Origin of the sequence: Polynucleobacter kasalickyi (assembly GCF_900176405.1) — a bacterium.
Classification (GTDB): domain Bacteria; phylum Pseudomonadota; class Gammaproteobacteria; order Burkholderiales; family Burkholderiaceae; genus Polynucleobacter; species Polynucleobacter kasalickyi.
In genome coordinates this window covers 40,190-57,206 of sequence record NZ_FWXJ01000014.1, presented here as the reverse complement: position 1 = coordinate 57,206, position 17,017 = coordinate 40,190, and the positions used below count along the sequence as shown (strand labels likewise).

Genomic DNA, 17,017 nt, shown 5'->3' with positions numbered 1-17,017 from the left:
ATCCAATTCAAGGAATTAAAACAATTGCGCCTTTGGTTAAACGACTTTCAATCATCGTATGCGCTTTAGGGGCTTCTTTTAAGGGGAGGACTGCTTCGATATCTAAGCGAAAACTTATGTCTCCTAAGATTTCAAATGTTTCTTTCGCCATTGCCTGTAAATCTCGCTTGTCAGCAATATAGGTACGAAGTGTTGGCCGACAAATCCAGAGGGATTTGGAGTGCAAATCTTGTAAAGCAAAATTCTCGACTTGACCTGAGGCGGTCCCAAAGTTAATGGCAAGTCCTTTTGGTTCCAAACAATCTAAAGACCCCATGAAGGTATCTTTACCCACCGATTCAAAAACAACTTTTACGCCTTTGCCTTGAGTAAGCTCTTTTACTTCTTTAGCAAAATCTTGTTTACGGTAGTTAATAACATGATCAGCGCCGAGATCTTTCACGAAGTTCACTTTTTCATCAGAGCCTGCTGTGGCAAATACCTCAAGCCCCATACGTTTTGCCCATTGCACCAATACTTGCCCTGTACCCCCAGCTCCTGCATGAATTAAAACTTTATCTCCGGGTAGTAAGGGACGCATTTGTTTCAGAAGATATTGTGCCGTCATCACGCGCACAAAACCAGCTGCGCACCTCTCATCCGAGATATTACTTGGAACCTGGACCAAGCTATCAGCAGCCACAGCAACATGAGAGCAATAGGTACCAACACCAGCATTGGTATAAGTAACTCTATCTCCGACTTTCACGTCAGTCACTGCACTTCCTATTTCTTTGACAATACCAACGGCATTCACGCCAGTAACGAATGGCGGCTCAGGATTATGTGAATGCGCTTGACCAGCACGCAAATAAATATCGACGAAATTAACTCCTACCGCAGTTTGCTCAATGAGTGCCTCGTGACTTTTTGGCGTTGGCATCGTCATTGCCTGCGCCTGCATCACATCAGGTGGTCCGATGCGGGTAACAATCATTGCATAACAAGATTGACTCATGGATATCTCCGTTATGGTTTTCTCTATTATTGCTTCAATTTAACATAGGACTTATCCAAATAATCTGCTTTTTAGTGATAACCCTGAGGAAGCAATTGATAAAAAATACGTTAAAAATTTGCATTCATTCCGAGTAAAGATTAAAGAAGATATGTTGAATGTAGTCTTTCCAAATTAAATTTGATGCATTAATTGAGGTCGCTTGAAAAGACAACCATCTATTCAAAAAATAGTATTTTTAAATATGTGCAAATTTATTGACAAAAAGGTCACTTAAACGCAATTTTATTGACAAAACATCCGATTTTTATAGATTATCGACATTTTTATCGTCAAATAACCTCCTGACTGTCTCAGAATAAATACTTATAAATTCTCTAAAAAAAATTTAGCGCTTCTCATATACATTGCAACTTAGCTTCAAGGAAAGAAGTTGAAGTAAAAATTTAATACAGTTTAGAAGATTTGGCGTTTTCTTGAACTAGAAGTTCACTTGGAATACGCCTAGTTTTAATGTGTTATTCAATGGGCGAGTTTAATCATGAAACTTAGAATAAATCCTATGACTAAAACTAATCACATTTTCGAATTCACAAAATCTAATCTGGAGGTTTTTTCTGATAACAAAGAAAAGCGGATTTTTTTACAAATTGAGTCTACTGTTCTTCAAGACGATAATCAGTGGCGTTTTTATGATGGGGCTAATTCATTTTTAATTAAAATCAACGACTTCAATTTTATTCAAAAGATCAAAGATGGTAATGAGCGCTTTAAAAAAGGTGATCTTCTTGTAGTTGATTTAAGGCGTACCCAGACGATTGAAAAAAAAGTCTTGAAAACGGATTATTCAATCGTTTTAGTTCATGAACACCGTATAAATTTCTAACAAAAATTGGGGTTTTAAAATTTAAAAAGCATTTGAAAAGACATTTCACCTAGTAAGGATAAAGATATTACACATCTATTAAAAAATAAATCTTTAAAATTTAGCGATTACATAGTCTTTGTGGACGAAAGCGGTGACCATAGTCTTCTTTCAATAGATCCCAAATACCCTGTTTTCGTTCTGAGTTTTTGTATTTTCCAAAAGGAACATTATGCAAAAGATGTAATTCCAATGCTTAAATTGTTGAAGTTAAATACTTTCGGACATGACTTAGTAATTCTTCATGAAAGTGACATCAGAAAAAAGCGTGGGAGCTTTGCTCAATTAAGTAAAGAACTAAGAGAAAATTTTCTTAATGAGCTAAGTTGTTTGATTGAATCTTTTGACTTCAAATTAATTGCCATTGTGATTGACAAACACGCGTATCTACAAAATTTTAATAAGCCTGAACATACTTATCATCTAGCATTAAGGTTAGGATTAGAAATTCTGCAGCATTTTTTGAATGACAATCGACAGCTTGATAAGACTGTTCATATAATTTGCGAAGCGCGCGGCAAAAAAGAAGACAACGCACTTGAATTAGCATTTAGAAAATTTTGTAATGAGTCGAATTCCTCAAGTAAAACCCTCAATTTCGACATTCTAATTGCCGACAAAAAATCAAATTCTGAAGGTTTACAAATAGCGGATTTAGTAGCGCGACCTATTGGCCTATCAGTTATGAAACCCAATCAGTCAAATAGATCATTTGAAATTGTTAGAAATAAATTCTTTATCAGAGATCACAAAAATACCGATGAAAATGGGAGAAAGATTTATCCCTAACCAAAAAGCAGAAGAGCTCTTAAGTTTACCTAAGAGCTCAACGCCGGCCGAGTAGTCCCAACCCATTTAACAATAATCTAACATAAAAATTCACTGCTATGCAATAGTGGTTTAGAAAATAACAGCTCATTAAAATACTAACTTTATGTCGGACAATTTAATCCATATTAATAGCACTATTGTTAACATAACTCGACAAGTCAAGAGTTTATGAGCAAATCGTAAGGTTTAAGTAGCGCCAGATAGCACAGTATCCTTATACAAATGCAGTAGCCGCTTATTGTTCGTCCCAATTGGGCTTGCCAAAAGAAATGCTAATGAATCGCGACTATTTCACTACTGTGATTCGAAGAATAGACAATGGCTTCCAGGACTTGAATATTGTTATAAATCTGCTCTGGTGTATAGCGATAGACACTTTTACCAGCTACTGCATCAGCCCAAGATTCAAAGTTTTTAAGTACCACGTTCGAGGCAGGGAGGCTTTTAAACGATCTTTTCGCCTCACTATTCGTAATGGTCATCTCCGATGGTAATCCCCAATCCACGTTACCATTCTCTTTCACTTCTATCCAACCTAAACTACCAAATACGGTAATCCGTCCATGAAATGGCGTGGTCGATAAGCAAGTCACTGAACCTGTAATCCCCTCTTTAAAATCTAACTGCACCATTACTTGATCTTTCCCAACCGCATCTTTTAATACCCGCCCTGTTTTCGCTCTCACATGCGTTGGACAACCTACTAAGGAAATAAAAAAGTCCGTTAGATGAACCCCTAAAGCTGTTAAGGCACCAGCTGGTGCATCTTGATCTTGTACCCGCCAATTACTTGCGCTCATTTTCGCAAATAGGTTATGACTTACATTGGCCTCGACATGTAAAATCTGGCCTAACTCACCTGCTTTGACTGCGCGTAAGACTTCCTCTAATGCGGGTTCAAAGCGTCGTTCATGGCCAATACCCAATACAAAGTTCTGCTTTTGCACCGCGTCTAAAATTCGCTTTGCACCTTGGCTGGTTAAAGCCAGAGGTTTTTCGCAAAAGAGTTGCTTACCCGCCGCAATAATTTGCAATGCTTGCTCTTCATGCATGCTGTGGGGGGTTGCTAAAATCACAGCATCGATATCAGGATTATTGAGTACCGCATTTAAATCTGTCTCTAAAATCAGAGCATGATCTTTAGCAAAGTCAGCTAGATGTTCTACCTGCACATCAACACCATGGGTCACCTGTATTTTGTTACTAGGGTGAAGATACGTAATAATCTGTTTGCCCCACCAACCCAATCCAATCACAGCTGCTCTCATAAACACCTCACCTGTTATTTATCAAGTACCGATCTGTTACCCTGCGGTATAACCACCATCGGCATAAAAAGTTTGTCCTGTACAAAACTGCGAAGCAGGACTAAGCAAGAAATAAATACTACCGACAATATCCTCAGGCTCACCTAGACGTCCGAGAGGAATTCGGCTCAGCATCCCTTCACGCGTAACTTTGCCAGGACCCTCTTCGGCATACATCCAAGCGGATACTGGAGAACGGAATACTGTTGGACCAACCGCATTGATGGTGATGCCATGCTTACCCCATTCACAGCCGAGTGTTTTCACTAAAGAATCGATGGCACCTTTCGAGGTGCAATAAGCGGTATATCCGGCAGGATGTCCTAACTTACCTCGCGTCGAAGACAAAACAACCACACTGCCGCCCTTCCCTTGCTTAATCATCTGACGACCGGCGGCCTGACAGGCGAGCCAAGGTCCACGTAAATTAGCATCCATGACCTTCTGCCATGAATCTACTGGCATATCCACAATGTCCGCGACATAATTCGTACCATTAGTGATCAACATACCATTGAGCTCACCATAACTCTCGACTGCTTTAGCAACCATGGCCATGGCATGCTCTTCGGTATCAGGCCAATAAGGCGCAATGGCAGCTTGCCCACCCATGCTGATAATTTGATCAGCCAACTTTTGCAAAGCTTCTGGATTATTATCGGCTAAGGTGATGCGTGCACCACCTTTGGCTAAGCCAATCGCTGTAGCAGCTCCTAAAGTTCCCGCTCCACTAATTAAAACGGACTTTCCGGCCATTGAGAACATCTGTTGCGGATCAAAATGTTGTTGCGTCATGCTATTCCTTTGGGATGATAAAAAAGCTTACGTAACCAACACGTAAGCTTTCTAAAAAAATGACTAATTATTTAACAATCGTGTTCCATGCAGGGCAAGATTGCTTGTCAGGTGCGATATCGTAATTCGCCAGAGTTGTCTTTTCTACCAACATCGGTGGGAACACAATCTCTTTCGGGACTGGCAGATTGCGGATTGACCTCAAAACCGACATCGTAGAAAAACAACCCTGTAAGAAAGGTGCTGCATCGCCACTAGCGAGCATTTTGCCTGCTTTAATCGCTTCAACTGCTTCTTTACTACCATTGATACCAACAATTAAGGACTTGCGATTCGCACCTTCCAAGGCTTCCATCGCACCACCAGCCATCGCATCGTTAGCAGCCATGACGCCATCAATCTTGGGATAAGTTTGGATGAGGTTTTCCATCACTTGCAAAGCTTGTAAGCGCTGATAGTTACCTGGTTGAGAAGCGAGTAACTTGATGCCTGGGGCTTCTTCAATCGCTTTTTTGAAGCCGTTAACACGATTCGTATTACCCACTACGCCGCGCACACCTTCAATAATCACTACATTACCTTTGCCACCGAGTGCTTTCACTAATGCTTGGCCAGCTGCTAAGGCCGTAGAGTAGTCATCGGCACCAACCCAGTTCACAAAATTACCAGATTCTGCCCGGTCAGTAGCATTCACTACAGGAATTCCTGCGTCATTAATTTTCTTCACGCCCGGAACAATCGCTTTGTAATCGACCGGAATCAACACAATCCCGTTGGGCTTTTTAACGACCACATCATCAATCTCACCTAATTGTTCAGGAATACTATCTGGCTTGGTCGGGACATAGTGCGTCGTGGCAGCATTCATTTGTTTAGCTGCAGAATCAGCGCCTAAACGAAATGCCTGGAAATATGGATTCGTTTGATTTTTAGTAAAGATAGCAATCTTTTCTCCATCGGCAATAGCCTGCGTGGAGGCCAAGGCTAAAGATAAAGCAGTTGCAAATACAATGTGATGATTTTTCATTTGTACACAATCTCCTATATATAGTTATTTCTTCATTTTTACGACAAACTCATACAGCTCTTTTAGGTATTACTTTTCTTTCTAAAGAACAAATCTAAAAATACCGACAAAATAATAATGACGCCAGTAACTAAGGCCTGATAGTTCCCATCAATCGTAAGAATATTCATCCCATTAAGCACTAAAGTTAATATCAAGGCGCCGATCAAGGTGCCGACAATACTGCCTACCCCACCAAACAAAGAGGTACCACCGATGAGAACTGCAGCAATTGCTGGCAGGGTTAGGTTCTCACCAATATCGCCTTCTGCAGAATTGAGCCGTGCTAAAAATACTAAGCTCGCCAAACCCGCTGTCAGACCACTCAATACATAAACCAGCATCAACCGACGATTCACTGGCACACCCGATAAACGTGCTGAAACGGGATTAGCACCGACGGCATAAACTTGTTGGCCATAAATGGAATACTTGGTAAAAACAGAACCTGCAATTAAGAACAGGGTCATGATGTAAATGGGTACGGGAATGCCATAGAGGTAGCCTGTACCAATAAAGCGAAAGGACTTCTCGAAACCACCTACCGTGGTACCAGCCATCAAATAATACGTAATGCCATGCAAAATCCATAGCATGCCATAGGTAGCAATAAAGGAAGGCAATCTGAGGGCAGTGACTAATAAACCATTCCCCACCCCAATCAGAGTGCCACAACCAATCCCAGCCATAAAGCCAAGTAAGGTTGACCCGGTATTGGTCATGACAATCGCAGCTAAACAAGCTGACATCCCTAAATTGGCACCGACCGATAAATCAATCCCAGCGGTTAAAACGACTAAGGTCAAGCCAGATGCCATTAAAAATAATAGGCTCGCCTGTCGTAATACATTGAGTAAATTATTTGTTGTAAAAAAAGCTTCCGTTAAAAAAGATAAGACGATACAAATCATCAGCACAACAAGCATGCGAAAAAACAAATTTTTCAGTTGAGAAGAATTTTTGAATTCTTGAAGTAGATTACTCATCTATATGCCTTACTCTTCAATGAATCTAACAGCAGTGCGATTAATACGAGTAGTCCAATGCTAGCAACTTGAAGGGACGATTGCACACCAACGAGATTAAGCCCATTGCGCAAGACGCCGACGGTCAAGACACCGAGAAAGGTACCGAATAACCAACCGTTCCCTTTTTCAAAAGAAGTACCCCCAACAATTACCGCCGCAATCGCATCAAACTCCATCCCAATCGCTGCGGTTGGATGTCCAGCACTCATCCGAGCAGTCAGCAAAATGGAAGCAAATCCAGCCATCAAACCACTAAAGGCATACACGGCAACATGATGTAGATTGACGCGGACTCCCGCCAACTTCAATGCCTCACGATTGCCACCAATGGCACAGATATAAGTACCAAAGCGGGTGTGATACAACAAGACATAAGACAAGAAATAACTCACCACAGCAAAACAAATAGGATATGGAATACCGAGTAAGTTACCGTTATAGGCTAAACCAATCGAGTCACCAACATCTGTCAGACTTTGACCATCCGTCAGAATCAACGCTAAACTTTGACAAATTCCTAGCATGCCAAGCGTCACTACAAATGGTGGCATATTAGCGTAGACAATAATGGCGCCATTAATCGCCCCAATCACGAGTCCTACACTGACTGCAATAAAGATGGCCAACGGTAAGTGATGGGTCAAACCCAATACATAAGCAACTACTACCCCACAAAAAGTGAGCACCGCACCAATCGACATATCGATTCCCTCGGTCATAATCACCAGTGTCATTGGTAAAGAGATCATCAGAAGAATGGCGGACTGTACGCCTACATTCGAAATATTGCGGATCGATAAAAAGTCATGGCTAAGTAGAGAAAAGCACAATACGCAAAGAATCAACATAATCGCCACACCTGGGATCCGTTGAATCGTGCTGGCTAAAGTCGAAGTGGGTGGCAATGTCAAATCACGCATTCGTCATTCCTAAGGTCAAAACATTCTCTTCAGTTAATTCAGATTTTTCTAATAACCCAGAAATTCTGCCCTCGCGCATGACATACGCTTTATCACATACATTGACGATTTCAGATAACTCCGAACTAATCATGAGGACCGCAGCACCGTCTTCAACGAGTTTATAGATCAAGGCAAAAATCTCCGATTTCGCACCGACATCAATTCCTCGGGTAGGTTCATCAAAGATAAAAATCTTTGAGTCGGTTGTTAACCACTTACCAATCACAATCTTTTGTTGATTACCACCACTCAGTACCATGGCAGCTCTTTTACCAGAGGGGGTGGCAATCCGTAATCGACTAATTAAATCTTGGCTAATTTGCTGGGCTTTCTTGACTTGAATCCAAGTACTCGGAAAAAGTTTATGTAAACCAGAAAGAATAATATTCTCTTCAACCGAGCGAATTAATGCCAGACCTTCAGTTTTTCTACTCTCAGGAATTAATGCCAATCCCATCTCAACCGAATGAAAGGGCTCACCCGTACGATTTTTACCAAAGATCTCTACCGTGCCAGAAGTCACTGGATCAGCACCAAAGACAGCCCGCGCCACTTCAGTGCGCCCTGCTCCGACAAGTCCTGCTAGACCAACAATCTCACCTTGACGCACTTCAATAGAAATATCAGAAATGCCATTATCAGAACACAAATTCGAAATCTTTAAAGCGACCTCACCTGGCTTACTCGTAAAGTTTCTGGCATAGGCCATATCCACCCGACGGCCAACCATCATCTGCACGAGTTCATCTGGGGTGGTTGTTTTCGGATTAGCACTCCCCACCTGTTTGCCATCTCGTAGCACAGTGATACGATCTCCCATACTGAAGACTTCTGCCATCCGGTGGGAAATATACACAATCGCGACACCCTCTGACTGTAATTTTCGGATCATCTCAAACAGTAGGGTTGTTTCCCGATCGGATAAGGCAGCAGTTGGTTCATCCATCACCAGAATCTTCGCATTTTGCGATAAGGCCTTGGCAATCTCAACCATTTGCTGTTGTGCAACCCCTAACGTATGTACTAGGGTATGGGTATCAATGTGCAAAGATAAAACATCTAACCAATGTCTCGCCTCAGCGTGCATACGAGCATGATCAATCGTGCCCGGAATCTTGCCAGGATACTCTCTACCCAAAAAGATATTTTGGGCAATATTTAAATAAGGTACCAGAGAGAATTCTTGGAAAATCACAGCAATTCCTAATGCTCTTGCATCGCTTGGATTAGCAATCTTCACAGGCTGTCCCTGATAATAAATTTCGCCAGCATCTGCTTGATAAGCGCCACAAAGCACCTTCATCAGGGTCGATTTTCCAGCACCGTTTTCACCGAGCAACATATGTACTTCCCCTGAAAAAACATCAAAGGAAACTTGATCTAATGCTTTAATTCCTGGGAAAAATTTACTAATGGAACGAAGTTCAAGAATAGGTTGGTTCATGAAAGGCGATGCAAATCATAAAATATGAAAAAATTTATCATATGCATTTATTGGGTAATGTCTCAATGTAATTTATTTAATCCTTAAAATTTATCACAAAACCATTTGCTTACAAGGGGGTATTTACCCTATGAGTACTTTGTTAAAAACGATCGATAAAAATGTCGTAAGATTAACTATGAACATTTTAATTACTGGAACCACCTCCGGCATAGGCTGGGAAACTGCGATTGAACTTGCAAAGCGTAACTGCAATCTTTTTTTAGCCAATCGCTCAAAAGAAAAGACGGACGAACTCATTCGTCAAATCACAAAAATTGCACCTCAGGTGAAAGTCATCTATTTGCCGATTGAACTAGATGATTTGCAATCCGTGAAAGATGCGGCAACGCAGTTTTTAACACTCAACGAACCACTCGACATTTTGATTAACAACGCAGGACTTTTGGGTAAAAAAGGTCTCACAAAAGATGGTTACGAAGTTGCCTTTGGCACCAATCATTTAGGACACTTTTTATTAACCCAGCTTCTCAGACCAGCTCTCCTCAAATCACAGACACCAAGAATTCTTAATCTTGCGAGCAATGCGCACCGGTCAGCTGAATTTTATGGTTGGGATGATTTAAGAACACCGACCAAATCAGAAGAAGGTTATCCAGAATATGGATTTTCTAAAGTCTGTAATATGCTGCACGTGCAAGAAATTGCACAACGAGAGGAGTACCAAGGGGTGACTACATATAGTGTCCATCCTGGCGTCATTCTCACAGAAATTTGGCGACATACTTCACCACCAGCTACTCTGGTAGCAACTACCCCATTTTTAAAAGATGCCAACGAGGGTTGTCAAAACACTCTCTTCTGCGCCTTTACGAAAGATAATTTTCCGAATGGATCCTTCATTGTTAGTAAAAAGCCCTCCGATGTTTCTGAGATGGTCAAAGATAAGCATCTACAAAAAGAACTTTGGGAATTTAGTATGAAGGCCGTGCAAGCTTATTTGTAAATATCAAAGTTGAAAAGATTTTCACGACTTAAAAAGCAGGAGAGCTCCTAAGTATTCCTAAGAGCTCAACGCCGACCAAGTAGTCCTAACCCATTTGTTTTAGGAGAGCACAAAAGTATTTTCGTAAATCCTACAAAGTTGAAAAGGTCAAACATTTAGCTTTTAAGGTTTAACCTTAGTTTTATGATGGGTTTTGAGTTTTTCTACAATAGATTCTTTGAATCATTTAATCCGAGGTGATTCATAATTTGGGTCTAGAAAACAGATGGGATTCTTTACTGCAATGGGATTTCAATGGAACAGGTCAAAAGTTCCTCATAAGCTGACTATTCACTCTATCGGGCGAGTTACCTTTCGCCTCCATCGTATGCTGCCAGAGTTCGTTTGGGATGCAATTATTCTGGAAGGCAATCCATTCACTTTTACTGAAGTTAAAACTTTGCTGAATGGTATTACCGTCGGTGGACGAAAACTATCTGAACAAGAGCAAGTCCTTAATCTTGCAACTAGCTCTAAGTACCTTTTGGCTCTGCTCAAGACAAAGCAGTTCTCACTAGATAAAACCACCTTCACTGAATTACATAGTTTTCTAGCTCGTAATATAGCGCTAGAGTGGGGTCACTTTCGTGGGGAAGGAAAAGTAACTGACAGGACGAAGTCACTCCGTAAGTTGATCTAGGTCAACATGGTCGGTATACATCAAGGGCTACTGAAACAGGTGCACTTGAATTGAATCGTATTTTTAGTGGCGGACTCGATGCACTTCAATGTCAAGTCCAACATCCATTCGAGAAAGCTGTTGCCTTCTATCTATTTGGATCTTTGCACAAGTTTTTCTTCAATGATAACAAGTGTACATCCCGTTTGATGATGAATGGCATCCTCATGTCAGCTGGTATCGATGCACTTAGCATCCCCACAAATAAAGCCCAATTATTTAATGAAAAAATGGTTCGGTTTTATTTGGATAAGGATGCGACAGAAATGATGGATTTCCTAGTTAATTGCCACCTAGATACTAAAAATTAAATGAATTGTAATAAGGGAAATAGATGACTTCATTAGTTGTTTAGAACACAAAACAAAAAAGTCCTCACCATAGAGGAAATCATTGAGACCACTCAAAAAGCCTTGGCAATCAAATATAAACCAACTTAGTACAACGTTTTAATGAAAACAGTTAGGAGTCTGCACTATTTTAACGTGGCTTAAGCATAAGGAGTTTCGAATCAACCACATAAATATCAACAACTTAACTTGAAATCTCATAAAAATTGCATTATACTGAGTAAAATTACTCACATATATGAAATCATTTTACAGCCGAAAATATTTAGCCACACTAAAAAGTCGACTCAGTGAACCGCCACGGTTTATGATTGTGATCGCAGGCCCACGTCAAATTGGGAAATCAACTTTAGTTCGGCAAGCACTAAATGGAATGCCATCTACTTTTGTAGCCACTGATCAGCCAGTATCAACGGAATTAGATCCTTTCAGCAATGTCACCACTACAACCCAAATAGAACTGGGGTCTAGACCAACTGAAAAATGGCTAATTAACCAATGGAGTCAATCTAGAGCAAAGGCACGATCTTTACCAGCTGGTAAGTGTCATATCCTAGCCATCGATGAAATACAAAAAATTCCCCGATGGTCGGAAATTGTGAAAGGACTTTGGGATGCGGATCGAGCGGAGCAGTTACCACTCCATATCGTACTTCTTGGGTCATCGCCTTGGCTAATGCAAAAAGGATTAACCGAAAGTCTCGCTGGTCGATATGAACCTATTCACATGTCACATTGGTCATATAAAGAGATGCAAGAAGCTTTCGACTTTTCTTTAAATGAATTCATTTATTTTGGGGGATACCCAGGTTCAGCAGATCTGATAAAGGATGAAACTCGTTGGCGGCAGTACGTTCGTGACGCACTTATCAAACCCAACATTGAGAGTGATATTCTGCAAATGACTCGCGTTGATAAGCCGGCACTCCTCAAAAACTTATTTGAATTAGGTGCAGGAGCCTACTCAGGTCAACTCGTTTCGCTAAACAAGGTCCTTGGACAACTTCAAGATGCAGGCAACACTGTCACATTAGCTCACTATCTTGAACTTCTATCACAAGCAGGTTTATTAACAGGACTACAAAAGTATGCGGGCCAAGAGTTACGTCGAAGAGCGTCCGCTCCTAAATTCAATGTGCATAACAATGCACTTGTCTCAGCCCAGTCAAAATATACCTTTGAGCAAGCAAAAAACGACCGAACTTACTGGGGACGCTTGGTAGAAAGCGCAGTCGGAACTCACCTTATCAACAACAAACCCGATAATACGAGTCTATATTATTGGCGAGATAGTCCTGACGAAGTGGATTTTGTCCTTACATCAGGAGAACAATTACTCGCCATCGAAGTGAAGAGTAGTGAGGATTATGCAGCACCAAAAGGAATACAAGTTTTTGCTGAAAAGTTCAAAAATGTTACAACAATGGTAGTAGGAGCGGACGGAGTTACTTTATCTGACTTCCTTCTAGAACCGATTGAAAAATGGTTCAAATAAATGAAATTTGTCACTCGATTCGTCAAAAAAATAACTGATGACTCACTAGATAATGATCCGGTTCAATTAGAAACCTTGCGATCTGTTCCAGCATGGGTATTGCTAGGAGAGCCAGGAGCGGGAAAAAGTAAAGTATTTGAAATGGAGGCAAAGGCAAATAATGGTTTGCATTTGTCAATTACTGAGTTCATTTCAGTCGAAATTGAAGATGAATGGAAAAATCACTGTTTATTCTTAGACGGTTTAGATGAGGCACGCGCAAGCAGTACCAATCAAACCATTTTATATCAGGTTCGATCCAGGCTGAAGAGACTGGGTTTCCCTGCCTTTCGTATTGCTTGTCGAGCAGCAGATTGGCACGGCCTCTCCGATCAAGATGAAATCATCGGAGCATCTCCAGATGGGCAGCTAGGTATTTATACACTTACACCTCTAAAAGAAGTAGACATCAAGTACCTACTAGCGGAAAACTTTAATAGAACCGACTCGGAAGAACTCATCGCACAGGCCCAAAAACAAGGCATCAGTGCGTTGTTGAGTAACCCACAAACACTTCAACTAACAGTTAAGGCTCTGGAAGGAACTTCTTGGCCTAACAACCGGGAAGAGGCATATCAACTAGGTTGTAATACTTTTGTTCAGGAAGGAAATAAGAAGCACCGTGATAGAAATCGTTTTCAACAAGTTTCTCAAGAAGACCTTATCAATTCTGCAGGATTTCTCTTTGCCATTTTGCTACTCGGTGACAAATCCGGTATCGCTCTCGATCCCACTGCTCAAAATGAGCTATTCATTGAACTTAGTGCTCTTCAAATCAACTCGAACAATCATGATTCTTCTGTATTAGATACAACGCTCTTTGTACCAGCATCCTCAAACGAAGAACGACTAGAGCCTATTCATCGAAGTGTAGCTGAGTACCTTGCCGCCCAATGGTTAGGGGATCAGATCGACAAGCATGGACTACCGATACAACGTGTACTCAATCTGATTTTAGGATTTGATGGTAAAGCAGTTACTAATCTTCGTGGACTATATGGGTGGCTGGCTTTAAAAAGCTTGAAAGCAAGGCAATGGCTAATCAAAAACGATCCTCTAACAGTCTTGCTGTGCAGCGACCTCTATCCGATGGATGTAACTAGTAAAAAGCAAATCCTGCAAGAGCTTCAAATCCAGATTCAAAATAATCCATCCATTATTTGGCATGTAAGAGATTATAGAGATCTAGCCCCCCTCTTCCAGCCCGAGTTAAAAAATGAATATTTGATTACCCTACAAAATACCAATCGAGATGACGCTACTCAGACCTACCTTGTTTTCATCCTTAAAATTCTTAAATTGTCGGCTTCCAAAGCCAAATTAAATACCGAGCTCAAAAACATAGCCGCAGATGGCAGTAGGTGGGAGCGTGTTAGAAAACTAGCGCTAGAAGCTTGGCTGATATCAGGAATAACTACTAGCGAAATAATCGAATTTCTTGATGGGTTGAACGAGAGAAAAGTTCCTAACGCAAATGAAGAATTAATAGGTGTTTTGCTGAACGAACTATTCCCCAAATCTCTTACATCAGTGGATGTATTGCCGTATTTACAAAGCCCTCAAAGGCATTTTATGGGTACTTACCAGCACTTTTGGGTATACGATTTTCCAAAAAAGGTCCCTATTGCAGAACTACCTATCTTGCTCAATCAACTATCTAAGCGAAGTGATTTACAGCTCATCAACTGGAAAAATTTTCATCTTTCACGGATGCTTACTTCATTAATAGCTCGAGGAGTTGAGGCGCATGGGGACAAAATTTCTAACTTAGAGCTTTTTACCTGGTTACACTTAGGTACCGATGAATATGGTGGTCGACTGCACGAACCAGAATTTCGTAAGCAAATTACAGAGTGGCTGAAAATTCGCCCAGAACGGTACAAAGGACTACTTGGTATTTGCTATGATCGAAACGAAGATAATCCCGAACCGCTCAATGCGATCTTCAACGACTCACAAGTACTTCAAGGCATTCCAGCCCCTTCAGATATTGGACTATGGCATTTTCAGCAAATCAGCCTTACTAAGAATCAAGTTATTGCAAAAGAGCATTTGGCCAAGGCCACTCGTACACTTTGGTCCAACCAGAGTGGACTGACGATTGAAATGCTATTTGCTATAGTAACTAATGATTCGGTCAGGCGAGGTTGGCTTAAAACTCTTTTAGTATGTGAATTATCTGAGGGATATAAAGCGCAAATTTATTCTAATCAAAATAGACAAATTGAACAAGTCGAGCTTAAAAAGAAACGATGTGAGGAACTATCTTTAAAAATTTCAGAGATTCGTCAAGGTATGGCACAACCAGCTCAGATGAATGCTCTAGCTAATGTTTGGCAAAATAGATATTCAGACACAAGAGGTGATACTCCATTAGATCGCTTCAAAAATTACTGCGATAACTATGAAGAGGTATTTAAGGCAACGAAAGAAGGTATGCAGTCCTGCCTCTTGCGCAAGGACATTCCGACAGTGGATGACATCATCAAACTCTTTCTCAGACAGGAATCCTATTTGATTAGGGAGGCTTGCCTACTTGGAATCGAAATACTTTGGACAGAGAATCCATCTAATATTGAATTAATTGATAGCACTACTTTAGAAAAGGTGGTTTGCTTTTATTTAACAAATGGGTCTGAAACGACGGAAGATTGGTTCTTATATTTACTTAAAACCAAACCTGAATTAGTAGCAAAAATCTTTATTACCTACTCAATTGCAAGTTTCAAAGCAAAAAAAGACTATATCAATGGTCTACATGCGCTAGAAGAAGATGCTGCATACTTACCACTAGCTCGATTATGTCTCCCTGCCTTACTTCGAGGCTTTCCAACTCGAAATAAAACCTCACAACTCGCTCAATTACGATCTCTGCTGAGAGTAGCACTTAAGTATTCAATACCTGAACTTTTAGGTATTATTGAACATAAGGTGAAACTCAAGTCCCTAGATTCTAATCAGCGAGTTTACTTCCTACTCACAGGCACATTTATTGACCCAGTCGAGTATGAAAAAAAGCTTTGGGATTTCGTAGGTCATTCCTGGCAGCGCATAGAACACCTATCTGACTTCATCGGTAACAATTTTGGTGTTTTACCAATAGACCTAACTATGAGTTCATTCACACTTGGAAAGCTTATCGAAATTCAGACACCGTTCGCAGAATTTGATTGGCCAGTAGGTGGCGGATTTGTCAGTCAAGCGATGAATTTGGGTGATCACATCAGAAATCTAATCGGAAAACTCACCGCAATAGGAACAACTGAAAGTCTAGAAGAAATCAATCGTCTCTTAGAACTTCCATCACTTGGTAAGATTAAGCGACATCTTCTAATTAGTAAGCAAGACCTCTTACAAAGATTACGTGAAAACAGTTTTAGCCACCCTAAGGTTACTGATGTTGTAAAAATACTAAGAAATCAATCTCCAGTCAATCCCTCGGATTTACAAGCTATCGTGATGAATACCTTAGACCAAATTGCAACAGAAATAAGAACAAGTAATTCTGATATCTATCGACAATTTTGGACTGAAGGTAAAGTAAACAAACACAAGACTGAGAACAGCTGTCGCGATGCACTTCTTACACTGCTAAGAAATCATCTTACTCAAATGGGTATTGAATGTCAGCCAGAAGTCGATTATGTGAATGACAAGCGTGCCGACATACGTGTTTCTTATCAAAATCAATACTATTTACCCATCGAGATCAAAGGTGAATGGCACTCTGAACTCTGGTCATCTGCTCAAACTCAACTGATTCCCCTTTATACAACACCTAGGGAAACGCAGGGGTATGGAGTTTACTTGATCTTGTGGGTAGGAGGCACGGAACAGCCAGCAGCAAGGGATGATGGGAGAAAAGCATCAACTCCTACTGAGCTAGAATCGAGGCTTCATCAACATATCACTAGAGACTGTCAAAACTATGTTTCTGTGAAGGTGCTCGATATTAGTTGGCCGAAATCAGTCAAAAACACTTTGGAGCTATCCTTCAATTCATAACAAGTTTTCACTCCAACCTTAAGTAACTGTTGGTCTTAGTGAGTCATTT

General features: G+C 40.7%; 14 protein-coding genes. 7 read left to right on the top strand and 7 right to left on the bottom strand.

The window, feature by feature from the left end; translation table 11 throughout:
* Positions 1 to 7: 7 nt before the first annotated feature.
* Positions 8 to 997 (bottom strand): quinone oxidoreductase family protein, encoded by a 990-nt coding sequence (locus tag B8983_RS11815; protein ID WP_084285225.1) that lies wholly within the window; start codon positions 995 to 997, stop codon positions 8 to 10.
* Between the two features lie 562 nt (positions 998 to 1,559).
* Between B8983_RS11815 and B8983_RS11810 the strand changes: the two genes are divergently transcribed.
* Positions 1,560 to 1,883 carry an LAPAL motif-containing putative phage structural protein gene (locus tag B8983_RS11810; RefSeq protein WP_084285223.1) on the top strand — a complete coding sequence of 108 codons (324 nt, stop codon included), beginning with the start codon at positions 1,560 to 1,562 and terminating at the stop codon, positions 1,881 to 1,883.
* Positions 1,884 to 2,003: 120 nt separating this feature from the next.
* Positions 2,004 to 2,711, top strand: coding sequence for a DUF3800 domain-containing protein (locus B8983_RS11805; RefSeq protein ID WP_200806904.1), 708 nt, complete (start codon positions 2,004 to 2,006; stop codon positions 2,709 to 2,711).
* A gap of 314 nt (positions 2,712 to 3,025) precedes the next feature.
* On the opposite strand, the gene B8983_RS11800 is transcribed toward B8983_RS11805, so the two are convergent.
* From B8983_RS11800 to B8983_RS11775, 6 genes are all read right to left on the bottom strand, one after another.
* Positions 3,026 to 4,021 carry a Gfo/Idh/MocA family protein gene (locus tag B8983_RS11800; protein ID WP_084285220.1) on the bottom strand — a complete coding sequence of 332 codons (996 nt, stop codon included), beginning with the start codon at positions 4,019 to 4,021 and terminating at the stop codon, positions 3,026 to 3,028.
* Between the two features lie 36 nt (positions 4,022 to 4,057).
* Complete coding sequence (locus B8983_RS11795) at positions 4,058 to 4,855, bottom strand: SDR family NAD(P)-dependent oxidoreductase (protein ID WP_084285218.1); 798 nt, start codon at positions 4,853 to 4,855, stop codon at positions 4,058 to 4,060.
* 67 nt (positions 4,856 to 4,922) lie between these two features.
* The gene (locus tag B8983_RS11790) at positions 4,923 to 5,882 is read right to left on the bottom strand and encodes a sugar ABC transporter substrate-binding protein (RefSeq protein ID WP_084285217.1); all 960 of its coding nucleotides are present in this window, start codon (positions 5,880 to 5,882) and stop codon (positions 4,923 to 4,925) included.
* Between the two features lie 62 nt (positions 5,883 to 5,944).
* Positions 5,945 to 6,907 carry an ABC transporter permease gene (locus B8983_RS11785; protein WP_084285215.1) on the bottom strand — a complete coding sequence of 321 codons (963 nt, stop codon included), beginning with the start codon at positions 6,905 to 6,907 and terminating at the stop codon, positions 5,945 to 5,947.
* Positions 6,904 to 7,869 (bottom strand): ABC transporter permease, encoded by a 966-nt coding sequence (locus B8983_RS11780; RefSeq protein ID WP_084285214.1) that lies wholly within the window; start codon positions 7,867 to 7,869, stop codon positions 6,904 to 6,906. The genes B8983_RS11785 and B8983_RS11780 overlap by 4 nt, the downstream gene beginning before the upstream one ends.
* Positions 7,862 to 9,355: a sugar ABC transporter ATP-binding protein gene (locus B8983_RS11775; protein ID WP_084285212.1), complete on the bottom strand. Its 1,494-nt coding sequence runs from the start codon at positions 9,353 to 9,355 to the stop codon at positions 7,862 to 7,864. Before B8983_RS11775 ends, B8983_RS11780 begins: the two co-directional genes overlap by 8 nt.
* A 178-nt stretch (positions 9,356 to 9,533) precedes the next feature.
* Between B8983_RS11775 and B8983_RS11770 the strand changes: the two genes are divergently transcribed.
* From B8983_RS11770 to B8983_RS11755, 5 genes are all read left to right on the top strand, one after another.
* Positions 9,534 to 10,361, top strand: coding sequence for an SDR family NAD(P)-dependent oxidoreductase (locus B8983_RS11770; protein WP_159460898.1), 828 nt, complete (start codon positions 9,534 to 9,536; stop codon positions 10,359 to 10,361).
* Between the two features lie 265 nt (positions 10,362 to 10,626).
* Positions 10,627 to 11,040 carry a Fic family protein gene (locus B8983_RS14230; protein WP_234987035.1) on the top strand — a complete coding sequence of 138 codons (414 nt, stop codon included), beginning with the start codon at positions 10,627 to 10,629 and terminating at the stop codon, positions 11,038 to 11,040.
* Positions 11,041 to 11,090: 50 nt separating this feature from the next.
* Positions 11,091 to 11,390 (top strand): Fic family protein, encoded by a 300-nt coding sequence (locus tag B8983_RS14225; protein WP_234987034.1) that lies wholly within the window; start codon positions 11,091 to 11,093, stop codon positions 11,388 to 11,390.
* A 277-nt stretch (positions 11,391 to 11,667) separates the two neighbouring features.
* Positions 11,668 to 12,924 (top strand): ATP-binding protein, encoded by a 1,257-nt coding sequence (locus B8983_RS11760; protein ID WP_200806903.1) that lies wholly within the window; start codon positions 11,668 to 11,670, stop codon positions 12,922 to 12,924.
* Entirely contained in the window at positions 12,925 to 16,968 is a 4,044-nt protein-coding gene (locus tag B8983_RS11755) for an NACHT domain-containing protein (protein WP_084285209.1), read from the top strand.
* Positions 16,969 to 17,017 lie beyond the last annotated feature (49 nt).